At 69.2% G+C, this 14,987-nt stretch carries 8 protein-coding genes and 1 pseudogene; 5 read left to right on the forward strand and 4 right to left on the reverse strand.

What is annotated here, in order from left to right; all coding sequences use genetic code 11:
- A pseudogene (locus tag ACN28I_RS18135) lies at nt 1-4,408 on the forward strand (AMP-binding protein).
- A complete protein-coding gene (locus ACN28I_RS18140) occupies nt 4,405-5,433 on the forward strand; it encodes an NAD-dependent epimerase/dehydratase family protein (protein ID WP_420943249.1) in 1,029 nt (342 codons plus the stop codon). The pseudogene ACN28I_RS18135 and the gene ACN28I_RS18140 overlap by 4 nt, the downstream one beginning before the upstream one ends.
- Before the next feature lie 212 nt (nt 5,434-5,645).
- Here ACN28I_RS18140 and ACN28I_RS18145 read toward each other — a convergent pair whose 3' ends face one another.
- Nucleotides 5,646-6,530 carry a GGDEF domain-containing protein gene (locus ACN28I_RS18145; RefSeq protein ID WP_047856001.1) on the reverse strand — a complete coding sequence of 295 codons (885 nt, stop codon included), beginning with the start codon at nt 6,528-6,530 and terminating at the stop codon, nt 5,646-5,648.
- A gap of 133 nt (nt 6,531-6,663) precedes the next feature.
- On the opposite strand from ACN28I_RS18145, the gene glgC reads away from it, so the two are divergent.
- On the forward strand, nt 6,664-7,893 hold the full coding sequence (gene glgC / locus ACN28I_RS18150) for a glucose-1-phosphate adenylyltransferase (protein ID WP_420943250.1): 1,230 nt from the start codon (nt 6,664-6,666) through the stop codon (nt 7,891-7,893).
- A 68-nt stretch (nt 7,894-7,961) separates the two neighbouring features.
- Here the strand turns inward: glgC and ACN28I_RS18155 are convergent, their stop codons facing one another.
- Nucleotides 7,962-8,216, reverse strand: a complete 255-nt coding sequence (locus tag ACN28I_RS18155; protein WP_420943251.1) for a hypothetical protein — start codon at nt 8,214-8,216, stop codon at nt 7,962-7,964.
- Nucleotides 8,217-8,533: 317 nt separating this feature from the next.
- Entirely contained in the window at nt 8,534-9,958 is a 1,425-nt protein-coding gene (locus ACN28I_RS18160) for an RtcB family protein (RefSeq protein ID WP_420943252.1), read from the reverse strand.
- A gap of 1,010 nt (nt 9,959-10,968) precedes the next feature.
- On the opposite strand from ACN28I_RS18160, the gene ACN28I_RS18165 reads away from it, so the two are divergent.
- On the forward strand, nt 10,969-12,582 hold the full coding sequence (locus ACN28I_RS18165; RefSeq protein ID WP_420943253.1) for an ATP-binding protein: 1,614 nt from the start codon (nt 10,969-10,971) through the stop codon (nt 12,580-12,582).
- A 29-nt stretch (nt 12,583-12,611) separates the two neighbouring features.
- Here ACN28I_RS18165 and add read toward each other — a convergent pair whose 3' ends face one another.
- Nucleotides 12,612-13,772, reverse strand: a complete 1,161-nt coding sequence (gene add / locus ACN28I_RS18170; protein ID WP_420943254.1) for an adenosine deaminase — start codon at nt 13,770-13,772, stop codon at nt 12,612-12,614.
- A gap of 54 nt (nt 13,773-13,826) precedes the next feature.
- Between add and ACN28I_RS18175 the strand changes: the two genes are divergently transcribed.
- Entirely contained in the window at nt 13,827-14,894 is a 1,068-nt protein-coding gene (locus tag ACN28I_RS18175) for a PQQ-binding-like beta-propeller repeat protein (RefSeq protein ID WP_420943255.1), read from the forward strand.
- Nucleotides 14,895-14,987 lie beyond the last annotated feature (93 nt).

The raw sequence follows: 14,987 nt of genomic DNA on the forward strand, positions 1-14,987 counted from the left end.
ATGAGTGTTTCCGAGCTGAACGTCACCGAGGTCTTCACCGGCAAGCGCCTGCTGTTCGCGGGCTCCACCGGCTTCGTGGGCAAGGTCACCCTGTCCATGCTCCTGTCGCGCTACGGCGAGACGCTGGACAAGCTCTATGTGCTGGTGCGCAAGGGCAGTGCCCCGTCCGCCGAGCGGCGCTTCTACGACAAGGTGGCCACCAGCGAGCCCTTCCAGCCGCTGCGCGACACCTATGGCGATGAGGGCGCGATCGAGTTCATCCGCCGCAAGGTGGAGGTGCTCGACGGCGACATCACCGATCCGCTCATGGGCCTCACCCGGGAGCAGGCGGATGAGCTCACCGGCAAGGTGCACGCCATCATCAACTGCGCGGGCCTGGTGTCCTTCAACCCGTCGCTGGAGGTGGGCCTCAACGTCAACACCCACGGCGTGAAGTACACGGTGGAGCTGGCGCTCAAGTGGAACGTGCCCCTCATCCACATGTCCACGGCCTTCGTGGCGGGCAACCGCAGCGGGCTCGTCTTCGAGGACGAGGAGGTGGTGGGCTACTTCCCGCGCCGCGAGGACATGGACGGGCGCGACTTCAGCCTCGAGCAGGAGCTGGTGGACGCGGAGAAGATCGTCGCCCGGCTGCGCGAGCAGGCGGATGACAAGGCGCTGGCGTCCATCTTCCGCAAGAAGGCGTTGGACCGGCTGGAGCAGGAGGGCCGCGACGCCACGGACGAGAAGACGCTGCGGCTGGCCATGGGCCGCGAGCGCAAGCTGTGGCTCACCGGCGAGCTGGTCCGCGCCGGCATGGAGCGCGCGCAGCACTGGGGCTGGCCCAACACGTACACGTACACCAAGAGCCTGGGCGAGCAGGTGATGGCCAAGACGCCGGGCCTGCGCTACGCCATCGTCCGGCCCTCCATCGTCGAGTCCGCCCAGCACTTCCCCTTCCCCGGGTGGAACGAGGGCTTCACCACCTCGGCGCCGCTGGCCTTCGCCGGCATCAAGGGCCACCGCAACATCCCCGCCGGGGACAAGGCCATCCTGGACATCATCCCGGTGGACCACGTGGCCGGCGCCACCATCGGCATCACCGCGCACTGCATGCAGGTGGAGGAGCGGCGCGTCTACAACCTGGCCTCGGGTGACGTGAACCCCTTCTACGCCAGCCGCTCCATCGAGCTGGTGGGCCTGTACCGGCGCCGCTACTACCGCAACAAGGACTCGGGCAACGCGCTGATGAACGAGGTGCGCTCACGCATCGAGCCCGTGCCGGTGAGCCGCGCGGTCTTCGAGAACCTCAGCGCCCCCATGTTCGTCAAGGGCGCGCGCTTCCTGCGGCAGGTCATCGACGAGGTGAAGCCGGCCTGGGGTGCCCCCCGCGTGCAGGCCGCGCTGGAGAAGGCCAAGGAGACGCTGGACGAGGTGGAGAACCAGGCCCTGAGCCTGGCAGGCCTCATCGAGCTCTTCCTCCCCTTCCTCTACGACAACCGCTACGTCTTCCGCTGCGACAACACCCGCTCGGTGTACGCGCGCATGGCCCACCATGACCGGGTCCGCATTCCCTGGGCCCCGGAGCACATCGACTGGCGCGTCTACTTCCTCGACACCCACCTGCCCGGCCTGGAGAAGTGGGTGTTCCCCGGCCTGGAGGAGGAGACGAAGAAGCGCACCGTCATCCCCGCGCACCGCGACCTGCTGGAGATGCTCGAGGCGAGCGTCAACGCGTGGCGCCACCGGGTGGCCTTCCGCTACGCCGCGGACGAGAAGGAGGAGCGCCTCACCTATGGCGAGGTGAACCGCTACGCCAACCGCGTGGGCAGCTTCCTGATGAAGGAAGGCGTCAAGCGCGGCGACCGGGTGATGCTCCTGGGCGAGAACCGGCCCGAGTGGCCCGTCTCCTACTTCGGCATTCTGCGCGCGGGCGGCGCCGCCGTCCCCGTGGACCCGAGCCTCACCGAGACGGAGATCATCAACATCGCCCGGCGCGCCGAGGCGAAGGTGCTGCTGCTCACCGAGGAGGCCGCGAAGGATCTGCCGGGCCTGGAGGCCTCGCTCACCGCAGCGGGCCTGTCCACGCGCATGGCCAGCATGGCCGAGGCGATGAGTGGAGACCCGGCGTACCCGGACAACATCGGGCCGGTGCGCCGCACGGCCGCCCCGGACGACGTGGCCAGCCTCATCTTCACCTCGGGCACCACGGGCACGCCCAAGGGCGTGATGCTCACCCACCGCAACTTCGCCTCCCTCATCGCGAAGCTGGCCGGCGCCTTCAACGTGGGCATGGGGGACTCCGTCCTCTCCGTGCTCCCGCTGCACCACACCTTCGAGTTCTCCGCCGGCTTCCTCACGCCCTTCTCGCGCGGCACGGAGATTACGTACATCGACGAGCTGCACCTCGGACCGGCTGGGCGAGGTGTGGGAGTCGGGCCGCGTGACGGCGATGATCGGCGTGCCCGCGCTCTGGCAGCTCCTGCACCGCAAGGTGACGCAGGAGATGGCCAGCCGGCCGCCCATGGTGGAGCAGGCGCTCAAGACGCTCATGTCGGCGCACGGCGAGCTGCGCAACCGCAGCAGCCTCAACCTGGGCAAGCTGCTCTTCTGGCCGGTGCACCGCAAGTTCGGCGGGAAGATCAAGTTCCTCGTGTCCGGAGGCTCGGCGCTGCCGGACGACGTGCACAAGGCCTTCCACCAGCTCGGCTTCAACATCATCGAGGGCTATGGCCTCACCGAGGCCTCCCCGGTGCTCACGGTGTCCGAGACGAACGTCAACAAGCGTCTGCCGGGCACGGTGGGCAAGGCGCTGCCGGGCGTGGAGCTGAAGATTCTGGAGCCGGACAACGAGGGCATCGGCGAGGTGCTCGCCCGCGGCCCCAACGTCATGGCCGGCTACTTCGGCGACAAGGAGGCCACCGAGGCCGTCCTCAAGGAGGGCTGGCTCTACACGGGAGACCTGGGGCGCCTGGACGCCGAGGGCCGCCTGTACCTGGTGGGCCGCAAGAAGGACGTCATCATCGACGCCAACGGGAAGAACGTGTACCCGGACGAGCTCGAGGACACGTACGCCCCCCACGAGCACATCAAGGAGCTGTCCATCGTCGGCCTGCCGGACGAGGCGGGCGGGGAGAAGGTGGCCTGCCTGTGCGTGCCGGACTACAAGGACCGGCCTCGTGAAGAGGTGCGCCGCGAGCTGGAGGAGCACTTCCGCAAGACGGGCCAGGAGATGCCCTTCTACCGCCGCGTGAAGGTGCTGCGCTTCTGGGACGGCGAGCTGCCGCGCACCTCCTCGCGCAAGGTGAAGCGCAAGGTGGTGGTGGAGGAGCTCAAGCGCCTGGAGAAGCTGGCCTCCTCGGGCGAGAAGGCCCGCGAGAAGGTGCAGCAGAGCACCGGCGGCGTGTCCGACTGGCTCTACCCGCTCATCGCCGAGGTGGTGAGCAAGCCCCTCTCCGACATCCGCCCCGACGCCCGGCTCTCGGTGGACCTGGGCCTGGACTCGCTGATGCTCACCGAGCTGTCGGTGGCCCTGGAGCAGGCCGGCGTGCCGCTGCCCGCAGTGAACGATTTGACGCACGTGCAGACGGTGGACGACCTGCGCAAGCTGGTGGTGTCCAGCGGCCGCCGCCCCGCCGTGGAGACGCGCGCCAAGGACATCAGCCGCGAGACGGAGAAGGCCGAGGAGACGGAGATTCCCGTGCCGGAGCCCGTCATCACCGTGGGCCGGCAACTGGTGCGGCTGGGCCAGCAGGCGATCTTCGGCGGCCTCTTCGACGTGAAGGTGACGGGCAAGCCCTTCATCCCGATGAACCGCAACTTCCTCGTCATCGCCAACCACACGAGCCACCTGGACATGGGGCTCGTGAAGGTGGTGCTCGGCGAGCAGGGGGAGCGGCTCACCACGCTGGCGGCCCGTGACTACTTCTTCGATACGCCGCTCAAGCGCGCGTACTTCGAGAACTTCACGGACCTCATCCCGATGGACCGGCACGGCTCGCTGCGCGAGTCGCTGCGGCTGGCCGGCAATGCGCTGCGCCAGGGCTTCAACCTGCTCATCTTCCCCGAGGGCACGCGCTCGGTGACGGGCGAGCTGCTCGAGTTCAAGCCCACGCTGGGCTACCTGGCACTCACCTACGGGGTGGACGTGCTGCCCATCTACCTGAAGGGCGCCTTCGAGGCGCTGCCCAAGGGCCGCATGGTGCCCAAGTCGCGCGAGCTGGAGGCCCACATCGGCCCCGCGCTGACGTACGAGATGCTGCGCACCAAGACGCAGGGCATGGCGCGCTCGGAGAGCTACCGCTACGCCACGCGGCTGGCGGAGGACTCCATCCAGGCCCTGGCCGCCGGCCGGGTGCTGAGCTTCGATGAATCGGCGACGGTCGAGGATCAGCGCCGCGCGCTGTCCTCGGGAGGGGGTGAGTCGTGAAGCTGCTCGTCACCGGAGGTACTGGTTTCCTGGGCGCGCACCTGGTGCCGCGGCTGGTCGCCGCGGGCCATGAGGTGCGCATCATCGGCCGCTCCAAGCCGGCGGGCCCGGGGTTGGAGAAGGCGGAGTACGTCCAGGGAGACCTGAAGAACCGCGAGGTGGTGCGGCGGGCGCTCGAGGGCGTGCAGGCCGTCTACCACCTGGCGGGGCTCGTCTCCTTCCAGGACAAGGACGCGCGGCGCATGTACGAGCTGCACGTGGACTCCACGCGCGAGCTGCTGCGCGACGTGCGCGAGTCCGGCGTCCAGCGCGTCATCCTCGCCTCCACCTCGGGCACCATCGCCGTGTCCAAGGAGGAGCGCGTGGGCACGGAGGACGACGGCTACCCCATCGAGGTGGTGGGGCGCTGGCCGTACTACCTGTCGAAAATCTACGAGGAGAAGCTCGCGCTGGAGTACTGCCGCCAGCACGCGATTCCCCTGGTGGTGCTCAACCCCAGCCTGCTGATGGGCCCGGGGGATGACCGGCTGAGCTCCACGTGGACGGTGATGAAGTTCCTGCAGGGCGAGATTCCCGCCATGCCGGGGGGCGGCATGTCCTTCGTGGACGTGCGCGACGCGGCGGATGCGTTCGTGAACGCGCTGACGCGGGGCGAGGTGTACGGGCGCCACCTGATGGGCGTGAACCTGTCCATGCCGGACTTCTTCGAGCGGCTGGAGCGCCTGTCGGGCGTGAAGGCACCGCGGCTGAAGCTGCCCTCACAGGTGAACGTGCTCGGGGCGAAGGTGCTGGAGCAGGTGGCGAAGTGGCGTGGGACGAAGCCCACGTTGGATCCGCAGGAAGTGGACATCGGCGAGCACTGGTTCTGGCTGGACGCCTCGAAGGCCGAGCGCGAGCTGGGCTTCAAGGCACGGGACGTCCACGAGACGCTGCACGACACGGTGCAGTACCTGTACACGCGGATGGCCCCGGGCCACCTGCCGGGCACCAAGGGCCGGCTCGAGGAGCTGCGCGAGGGGACCTGAGCGAAGTCACCAGCGCCCCTTTCCCCCAATTTCCCCTCTCCCTCCGGGAGAGGGACGGGGTGAGGGTTTCGGGTGAACTCGGGTTGAAACCCGCGCCCCCACTCCGGCTCACGGGTTGAAGGACAGGGACAGGCACCCTCACCCCAACCCTCTCCCGAGGGGAGAGGGAGGAGTCGGCGGAGAGGGAGGAAGGGGCGGTTGGGTTGACGGGGCTACCAGACCACCCGGTTGCGGCCCGTCTTCTTCGCCTTGTACAGGTTCGCGTCCGCCACCTTGATGAACTGCAGCGGCTCCACCATGTCCGGCGTCATGTCCGCCACCCCCAACGACAGGGTGACCGGAATCTCCTGGTTCTCGAAGACGAACTGCTTCTTCTCGATCGTCTGGCGGATCTTCTCCGCGAAGATGCGCGCCTTCTCCAGGCCGTCCTCGGGCACCACCAGCGCGAACTCCTCGCCGCCGTAGCGCGCGAAGCACTGCTCCTTGCGCACCATCCGCTTGATGGTCTGCGACAGCTCGCGCAGCACGTAGTCCCCCGCCAGGTGCCCGTGCACGTCGTTGATCTTCTTGAAGAAGTCGATGTCGAACATCATCAGCGTCAGGGGGCGCCCGTAGCGGTGGCACCGCCCCATCTCCCTCTCCAGGTACTCGAGGAAGTAACGCTTGTTGTTCACCCCGGTGAGCCCGTCCACGATCGTCAGCGTGTAGATGGTCTCGTGGTACTGCAGCTCCACGTTGTCACCGGTGAGGAACTTGAAGATGGAGCCGCCCACCTTGATGAGATCGCCGCTGCGCAGCGCCGTCTCCTGCGTCACCTCCTGATCGTTCAGGTAGGTGCCGTTGGTGGAGCCCAGGTCCTTCACCAGCATCCGCCCCTGCTTGCGGATGATCATCGCGTGTCTGCGAGACACGTTGTCGAGGTCCACCACGATGTGGTTGCCCTCTTCCCGCCCGATGGTGAACTCGGTTTCCTGGAGCGCGTACTTCTTCCCCAGCTCCGGCCCATGGATCTGGACGATGCAGCATTCCGCCTCGACGGGGGTCGCCAGTTCCTTGATCGAGGAGATCTTGGTTACTCGGGTTTCGTCGCCAGCCATCGATTAGAAGACATAGCACGGCTTGCCCGGTGGAAGCCACGAGGGCCCGGCCCTCCCCCCCGGTTTGGCTACTCAACGATGCCCCTCCAACGGCCTTGAAGGGCTCGGAACCGGGGGTAACGTGCCCGGTCATATGGCCAAACTGCTGGCAATGATCCTCGCAGGGGGCGCCGGAACCCGGCTGGAACCCCTCACTCGTGAACGCGCCAAGCCCGCGGTGCCCTTCGGCGGGCGCTACCGCATCATCGATTTCGTGCTGTCCAACTTCGCCAACTCGGGCATCTACCGGGTGAAGGTGCTGACGCAGTACAAGAGCGACTCGCTCAACAAGCACCTGTCCCGGGCCTGGAGGATGTCGGCCTTCCTCGGACACTACGTGGAGACCGTCCCCGCCCAGATGCGGACCGGCATGGACTGGTACAAGGGCAGCGTCGACGCCATCTACCAGAACCTCAACATCATCACCGACGAGGAGCCGGACCAGATCTTCGTCTTCGGGGCGGACCACGTCTACCGGATGGACTGCCAGCAGATGCTGGACTTCCACGTCTCCCGGAAGGCCGCCTGCACGGTGGCCGCCATCCCGGTCCCCCTCGAGGAGGGCAAGGACTTCGGCATCATCGACGTGGGCCCGGACGGGCGGATGAAGGGCTTCGTGGAGAAGCCCAAGAACCCGCCCCCCATGCCTGGCAACCCGAAGATGTGCCTGGCCTCCATGGGCAACTACCTCTTCTCCACCGACCTGCTGGTGAAGGAGGTGGTGCGCGACGCCGCGGACGAGGCCAGCGCCCACGACTTCGGCAAGTCCATCATCAGCGAGCTCTACAAGCGCGAGCCGGTGTACGTGTACGACTTCGCGCAGAACGCCATCGTCGGCCAGGAGGAGAAGGAGCGCGGCTACTGGCGGGATGTGGGGAACATCGACACCTACTACCAGTCCAACATGGACCTGGTGGAGGTGGACCCCATCTTCAACCTCTACAACGACCGCTGGCCCATCTACACCCAGCCCAACAACTTCCCGCCGGCCAAGTTCGTCTTCGCCGACCGGGAGCACAACCGCGTGGGCAACTCCACGGACTCGCTGGTGAGCGAGGGCTGCATCATCTCCGGCGGCCATGTGCACCGCTCGGTGCTCTCCCCCAAGGTGCGCGTCAACTCGTTCTCCGAGGTGCAGGACTCCATCCTCTTCGAGAACGTCACCATCGGGCGGCGCTGCCGCATCCGCCGCGCCATCATCGACAAGAACGTGGAGATCCCCCCGGGAATGACCATCGGGTACGACCTGGAGGAGGACCGCCGCCGCTTCCACGTCACCCCGGACGGCGTGGTCGTCATCCCCAAGGGCATGAAGGTGGCCTGAGCCCCCGGCTCGGCCGTGGAAGGCCCGGGCGCTGTCTACCCGGGCCCTCGTGAAACGCGCCCTTCACCTCAGTGGAAGGCGTTCCGCACTTCCTGCCGGCTCAGCACCACCAGGGCCCAGATGCCCACCGGCAGGCCGATGACGCAGCAGCAGCAGGAGAAGCACGGAATCGTCGCGACGATGGAGGCGGCGATGGCCAGGCCGTACATCCTGAGCTTCGTCATCTGCAGGCCGCCGAAGGCGATCAGCCCTCCCAGCCCCACCCCCAGCAAGCTGAAGAGGATGCTCCCCACGCCCGGGCCCTCGGCCTGGGAGCGCATCATCCCCTCGAGGAGCTTCCCGGAACGGCGCCAGGTTCGGGTCGCTGTAGAACTGGGGCGGAAGCTCGCTCGGGCCGCTCCCGACGCCGGTGACCGCCGACAGCAGGTTGAACAGCCAGAAGAGGGCGACCAGGGCCCCCGTTCCCATCAGCAGGTAGGCCGGGATGCTCACGGCCTCCCGTATCGCCCTGTCCGGCACTCCCGGCGGGTTCTCTGGAATGTGGTCCATGTGTGTGATTCCCCTTCGCCGGCCGATTCCATCCGGTGGCGGGGAGGAGCGCCAGGGAATTGACGCTCCCCCCTGGAGAATCAGGGGTTTCTCAGGCCTTGAAGGTCATCAGCGGGGCCATCCGCGCCACCTCCCGGACGATGCCCGCCTCCACCTGCGAGGCCACCACCGGGCCAATGGGCTTGTAGGCCGCCGGCGCCTCCTCGATGCGGCGCTCGGCCCGGAGGGTGATGCAGTCCACCCCCGTGAGGCCCAGCGCCTCCTCGCGCCGGTCCGCCCCTCCCCGCGCCATGGAGAAGCGCGAGCGCGCCCGCCCCGCCCCATGCGACGCCGACGCCAGCGCCTCCGCGTTCCCCTGCCCCACCATCAGGTAGGATGCCGCCCCCATGGAGCCGGGGATGATGACCGGCTGCTCCGCCTCCGCCGGACACGCCCCCTTGCGCGCCAGCCACCCGCCCTCCCACGGCAGGGTGAGGTTGTGCGGCACGTCGTAGACGAGCGGCGCCTCCACGTCCCCGAACAGCTCCCGCAGCGTCTGCCGCAGCAGCTCCGCCAGCAGCAGCCGGTTGAGGAAGGCGTAGTTGGCCGCCGTCGCCTCGGCCCGCAGGTACTCGCGCACCTGCTCCGGCTCCACCAGCGGCAGGATTCCGCTCTCCGGCAGCGGCGTCCCCACCGGCCAGGCCGCCCTCACCCGCTCCCGCCACGTGTTCCCCACGTGCAGGCCCATGTCCCGCGAGCCCGAGTGGATCATGAACGCGAGCTGTCCCTCGCGCACACCCCACTCCCACGCCCGCGCCCGGTCCACCACCGCCTCCACCCGCTGCACCTCGACGAAGTGGTTGCCCCCGCCGATGGTGGCCAGCCCCGGGTCTCGCACCACGCCCTCCCGGCGCAGCCCCGTGGGCGCCCACGCCGGGTCTCCCTCCAACGCCCCGCCCAGGTACACCCGCGCCGACTCCCGGCCGAGCTGCGCCAGGTCCGCCCGGGCCACCAGGCCCAGCGGCGCCTCCCTCGTCTCCAGGAGCCAGCCGGGCAGGCCGTCGCGCAGCAGCGCCTCCACCGCGCGCGAGCCCACCGCCACGTCCCGCGTGCCGAAGAAGTAGTGGCCCTTCATCCGCTCGACGAAGGCGTCCCGCCGGGCGAGGAAGGTCTCCACGGGGAGCTCCGCGACGTGCAGGCGCATGCCGCAGTTGATGTCGGTGCCCACCGCGGCGGGCACCACCAGGCCCTCCGTGTGCACCACCGAGCCGATGGCCACCCCGGAGTCCCCCGGGTGGAAGTCCGGCGTGGCGCGCACACGCTTCACGCGGCCACCGCCCGGGTGCTTCAGCGCGGCGAGCGCGGCGAGCTGCTGGAAGGCCTTGCCCTCCACGGGCAGTTCGGGTGGGAGGAGCACCTCGGCGGGCGGCGCGTTGGAATCGCCCTGGAGGCGCACGGTGTAGACACGACCGTCGTACGTCACATCGAGCCCCTCACGGGCGAGTGCCCGCAGGAGCCGGTTCAGTTTCGGCTGCATGACCTTCTCGGAATCTGGCCCGCGCCCGGAAGGGCACGGGGGACGTGTGCGAATGGATTCGAGACCTCGGGTCAGCAGCCGCGGCCGTGGACGCCGGAGCGCCCGCTGCCCCAGGGACGGACGCACCGCCCGCGCCTGACAGGGTGGTCTCCGAGGGGGCCGAGATTCCCCGGGACTCCACCCGTGTTGATTTCCGAGGGCCCCCTGTACCGCGGCCGGGGGGCACTCGCGCTACGCTGGCTGGCAAGGGAAAGGGAGCGCCATGGCCCACACACAGAGGAGTGCGGAGCGGCTGGACATACCCGGTCTGGCGAGCCCCTCACCGCTGCTCTGGATAGGGGGAGGCCTCCCACCGCGATTCCGCTGGGTGAGCCCCGCCCTGCTCCACGCCCTCGGCCATCCCCTCGAGGCGTGGAGGACGCGGGGCTTCCTCTCCCAGCTCGTGCACCCGGAAGATCTCGACCGGTTGCTGGAGACCTGGGGCGAGGTGGCCAGGACGGAGAAGACCCGGACCGTCGAGGTGCGCGCGGTCTCCGCCGAGGGACGGCTCGTCTGCCTGGCAGTCGAGCTGAACGCGATCGAGCCCTCGCCGGATGGGGCCGGAGAGCTCGTCGGCACCGTCCGCGTCCTCTCGCCCTCGCCGCGGCCCGAGTGGCTGGAGCGCGCGGCCGGAAGCGCGCAGGGCCTGGAACAGACTCCGGTGTCCTGTCTCTGCCTGAAGCTGGCCGGGCCCACCCCTCCCCAAGGGGAGCCCCCCCCGGAGGAGCCGCGCGAGACGCTGGACGGACTGCCCGGCCCCGCCTGGATGGTGGGGGGAGACCTGTCCATCACCTGGTGCAGCCCGACCCAGCACGGACACGGCGCCGAGGCCATGCTGTGCGCCGCGGCACGCGCCGCGGATCCACGGGGCTGGGCCTCGGCCCACCGCCGGGCGCTCACCGGGGAGACGGTGGGCTTCGACTTCGCCACCTGCGGGCGCGCCTGGCGCTGCCAGGTGGGGCCCGTGAGGGATGCCCAGGGCACCATCGTCGCGGCCCTCGGGGTCGCCACCGACGTCTCGGACCTCGACGAGGTGGCCCGGGAGCTCAGCCGCACCCAGCGCCTGCACGAGGAGCTCATCGACGCCATCGACGGCATCGTTCTGGGAGACCGACGCGAGCTTCCGCTTCACCTTCGTCAGCAAGCAGGCCGAGCGCCTCCTGGGCTACCCCGTCCAACAATGGATGCAGGAGCCGGACTTCTGGCTGAAGCACATCTACCCCGACGACCGGGACTGGGCCTCCGCCTACTGCCTGAAGTCCGCCATGGAGTGCAGGGCCCACGAGTTCGAGTACCGGATGGTGGCGGCCGACGGGAGCAGCGTGTGGCTGCGCGACATCGTCACCGTCGTCTCCGAGGGCGGCATCCCCCGCCAGCTCCGGGGCATCATGGTGGACATCACCGCGCAGCGCCGGGCCCGGGAGGACCTGGAGCAGACCGTCTCGCTGCTGCGCGCCACCCTGGACTCGACCGCGGATGGCGTCATCGTCATGACCCCGGACTGGCGTGTCACCGCCTTCAACGGGCGGTTCCAGGAGCTCTGGAACATCCCCGCCGCCCTGCTGGAAGGCCGGGATGGCAAGGCGCTGAGTGAGCACATGCGCCCGCAGATGGAGAACGCGGAGCAGATACACCTGCGGACCCAGCAACTGCTCGCATCCCCCGAGCAGGAGGGAATCGACGTCCTGGAGCTCCGGGACGGGCGCATCCTCGAGCGCTACTCGCGCCCCCAGCGGGTGGGAGACACCATCGTCGGCCGCGTCTGGAGCTACCGGGACGTGACGGTGGAGCGCCGCGCCCAGGCGGAGAGCGAGCGGCTGCTGCGCGAGGCCCAGGAGGCCATCCGCGTGAGGGACGACTTCCTGTCCATCGCCTCCCACGAGCTGAAGACGCCGCTCACCCCGCTCAAGCTGCACCTGCAGGTGCTGAAACACCGGATGGCGTCCGGACAGCCCGTCCCGGCCCAGCACGCGGAGAAGGCGCTCGCCCAGGTGGCGCGGCTCTCCGGGCTCATCAATGACCTGCTGGACACCTCGCGCATCCAGGCGGGACGGCTGGAGCTGCGGCACGAGCCCGTGTCACTCCGGGAGCTCACCCACGAGGTGCTGGCGGACCTGCGCACCGTCAGCCCCCAGCACACGCTCGAGTACGAGGAGCCCGGCGAGCCGCTCCTCATCGAGGGAGACAGGAGCCGGCTCGCACAGGTGCTGGTGAACCTGCTGGAGAACGCCCTCAAGTACAGCCCCACGGGCGGCACCATCCGCGTGCACGTGGAGCAGGAGGGGGCCCAGGCCCTCGTCTCGGTGTCGGACTCGGGCATCGGCATCCCACCGGACCAGAAGGCCCACCTCTTCGAGCGCTTCTTCCGGGCACGCAACGCCCCCATCTCCGGCTTCGGCGGGCTGGGCCTCGGCCTCTACATCTGCCGCGACATCGTCGAGCGCCACGGCGGCCGCATCTGGGTGGAGAGCGAGGTGGGCCACGGCTCCACGTTCCGCTTCACCCTCCCGGTGCTGGAGGCCGAGGCGCACGCGCCCACCGGCCTCGCGGCTATACCGCCGGAGACAGCCCCCCATCCACGTTGAGGGCCGTGCCCGTCACGTTCCCTCCCGGCTCAGGCCGGCTGCTTCACCGCGTGCGGCCGCTTCTCGAAGGCCGCCAGCGTCTGGGCGATCTCCTGGTTCACCTGGCGCAACAGGTCCTGCTTCTCGCGGAACGGCAGGAAGGCGCTCTTGAAGCCGGAGACGAGGATGGTGGTCAGGTCCTCCAGCGCCAGCCCCAGCTCCTTGTGCGCCACCCACAGCTCCTTCGTCACCGTGGTGTCGGTGATGAGGCGGTTGTCGGTGTTGATCGTCACGCGCAGGCCGTAGTCGAAGTAGAACTTGAGCGGGTGCGCCTCCAGGCTCGGCACCGCGCCCGTCTGCACGTTGGAGGTGGGGCACACCTCCAGGGGGATGCGGTGATCGTTCACGTAGTTGAGCAGATCCCCATCCTCGCGCAGCCGCGTGCCGTGGCCGATGCGGTGCGCGCCCAGGTAGTGGATGGCCTGGGAGATGGACTCGGGCCCGAAGGCCTCGCCCGCGTGCGCCGTGCAGTTCACGTTGTTCTTGAGGATGAGCTGGAAGGCGTCCTTGTGGTCCTTGGCCGGGAAGTTCGCCTCGGCGCCCGCCAGGTCGAAGCCGATGACGCCCCGGTTCTTGTAGGCCACCGACAGCTCCGCCAGCCGCATGGACGTCTGCGGGTTGATGTGGCGGATGCCGCAGATGATGACGCCGTACTTGATGCCCGTCTCGCGCTTGGCCACGCGCAGTCCCTCGAGCACCGAGTCGATGACGGTGGTCATCTTCAGGCCCTTCTGCAGGTGCAGGGCCGGGGAGTAGCGCACCTCGAGGTAGCGCACGTTCTCGGCCGCCGCGTCCACCGCCAGCTCATAGGCCGAGCGGTAGAGGGCCTCGGCCGTCTGCAGCACCGAGAGCGTCACGTCGAAGGCCACCAGGTAGTCCTCGAGGTTCTTGCACACCTCGCCCATGTGGATGGCCTTGGCCAGGGTGTCCTCGGAGTCCGCGGGCAGCTTCACCTTCTGCTGCTCGGCCAGCTCGAGGATCGTCTTGAGCCGCATGGAGCCATCGAGGTGGCAGTGCAGGTCCGTCTTGGGGAGCGCGTGGAGCAGCTCCATGGTGACGGGGATGGCCGGGGGCGGGGCCCAATCGGCCCGGCGGGCGGATGAGGGAATACCAGTCGAGCTGGGGAGCTCGTCGTCGCGAATCGAAGCCATGTCAGGTTCCTTCCTTGCCAACCATCCTAGGGTCCTGAAGATCCTCCCTCAACCATGCCGCCACCCCTCTATCAGCGCCTCGTCTTACCGCTCGCCATGGCGGTGCTGATGGCCGCCTGCCGGCAGCCCACCCACCCGCTCTTCACCTTCTCCTCGGACGCGCCCTCTCGCGTGGGGCTGCTACCCCTGGAAAACGGCGTCCTGATGGGCAACGAGGCCGGCCGGTTCCTGCGGCTGGACCCCCAAGGGGAGCCCGTCTGGCGGGTGGAGCTGGGCCGCGAGGTCGCCGCGCGCCCCACGGTCTCGGGAGACAGTGTCATCGTGGGAACGGTTGGCGGGACTCTCGTCAGCCTCGCGCTCGCCGATGGCTCGGAGCGCTGGCGCCTCACCGGGCAGCCACCCGTGCTCACCCCGCTCGTCTCGGATGAGGGCTTCGTCTACGTCGTGGCCCCGGATGGGGCGGTGCGGGCCCTCGCCGCGGACTCGGGGGAGCTGCGTTGGCGCCGGGCCCTCCCCACGGGCGTCCCCCGTCCCGAGGCCACCCGGCCCCAGCCCCCCCCGGTGCTCGCCAAGGGACTCCTGGTGGTGGTGCTCGGGGACGCGGGGCTGTTCGCACTGTCCCCCCAGGACGGCACCGTGCGCTGGCGACGGCCCCTGGCCCGGGTGCTCGGAATGGAGGCCCAGGGGGAGGTGCTGTACGTCTCCACCCAGAAGGGCGAGGTGCTCGCGCTCGGGCTCGCCGACGGACAGGTGCGCTGGCGGCAGACCCCCGCCTCCGCGCTCTCGAGCCCCCCGAGCCTCGTCCAGGGTCAGGTGTGGGTGGGCACCGAGGACAAGCTGCTGCTGGCCCTGTCGCCCCAGGACGGGCGGGAGTCCTTCCGGCTGGCCCTGCCCGCGCCCCTGGTGACGCAGGTGGCCGGGTTCCACGAGTGGTTGTTGGTGCCCACCCGCGACAGCCAGGGCTGGTTGCTCGCGCTCAAGCCCCGCGAGGGGCCGCCCGTGTTCACCCTGCGGCTGGATACGCCGCTGCTCACCCGGCCCGTGGTGCTCGGGGACCAGCTCTTCGTGCTGGGACAGGATGGACGGGTGCTCTCGTGGCGGCTCCAGCCGCCGAAGCCGTGAGTCCGGCGTCCCGGAGCGGATTTCCTCACGACGAGCCGAGGTGGGCTTCAGGTGTAGACGTCTACACCTGGGGTGTCATTTTCACCTACACCG

The sequence above is a fragment of the Archangium gephyra genome (assembly GCF_049060025.1).
Taxonomy (GTDB): domain Bacteria; phylum Myxococcota; class Myxococcia; order Myxococcales; family Myxococcaceae; genus Archangium; species Archangium gephyra_A.

What these genes read in the sequence shown, in the direction of transcription:
- ACN28I_RS18145 (WP_047856001.1), bottom strand. Translation starts at nt 6,530, where the DNA reads ATGGCTGGCGACGAAACCCGAGTAACCAAGATCTCCTCGATCAAGGAA.
- glgC (WP_420943250.1), top strand. Translation starts at nt 6,664, where the DNA reads ATGGCCAAACTGCTGGCAATGATCCTCGCAGGGGGCGCCGGAACCCGG.
- ACN28I_RS18155 (WP_420943251.1), bottom strand. Translation starts at nt 8,216, where the DNA reads ATGATGCGCTCCCAGGCCGAGGGCCCGGGCGTGGGGAGCATCCTCTTC.
- ACN28I_RS18160 (WP_420943252.1), bottom strand. Translation starts at nt 9,958, where the DNA reads ATGCAGCCGAAACTGAACCGGCTCCTGCGGGCACTCGCCCGTGAGGGG.
- ACN28I_RS18165 (WP_420943253.1), top strand. Translation starts at nt 10,969, where the DNA reads ATGCCCAGGGCACCATCGTCGCGGCCCTCGGGGTCGCCACCGACGTCT.
- add (WP_420943254.1), bottom strand. Translation starts at nt 13,772, where the DNA reads ATGGCTTCGATTCGCGACGACGAGCTCCCCAGCTCGACTGGTATTCCC.
- ACN28I_RS18175 (WP_420943255.1), top strand. Translation starts at nt 13,827, where the DNA reads ATGCCGCCACCCCTCTATCAGCGCCTCGTCTTACCGCTCGCCATGGCG.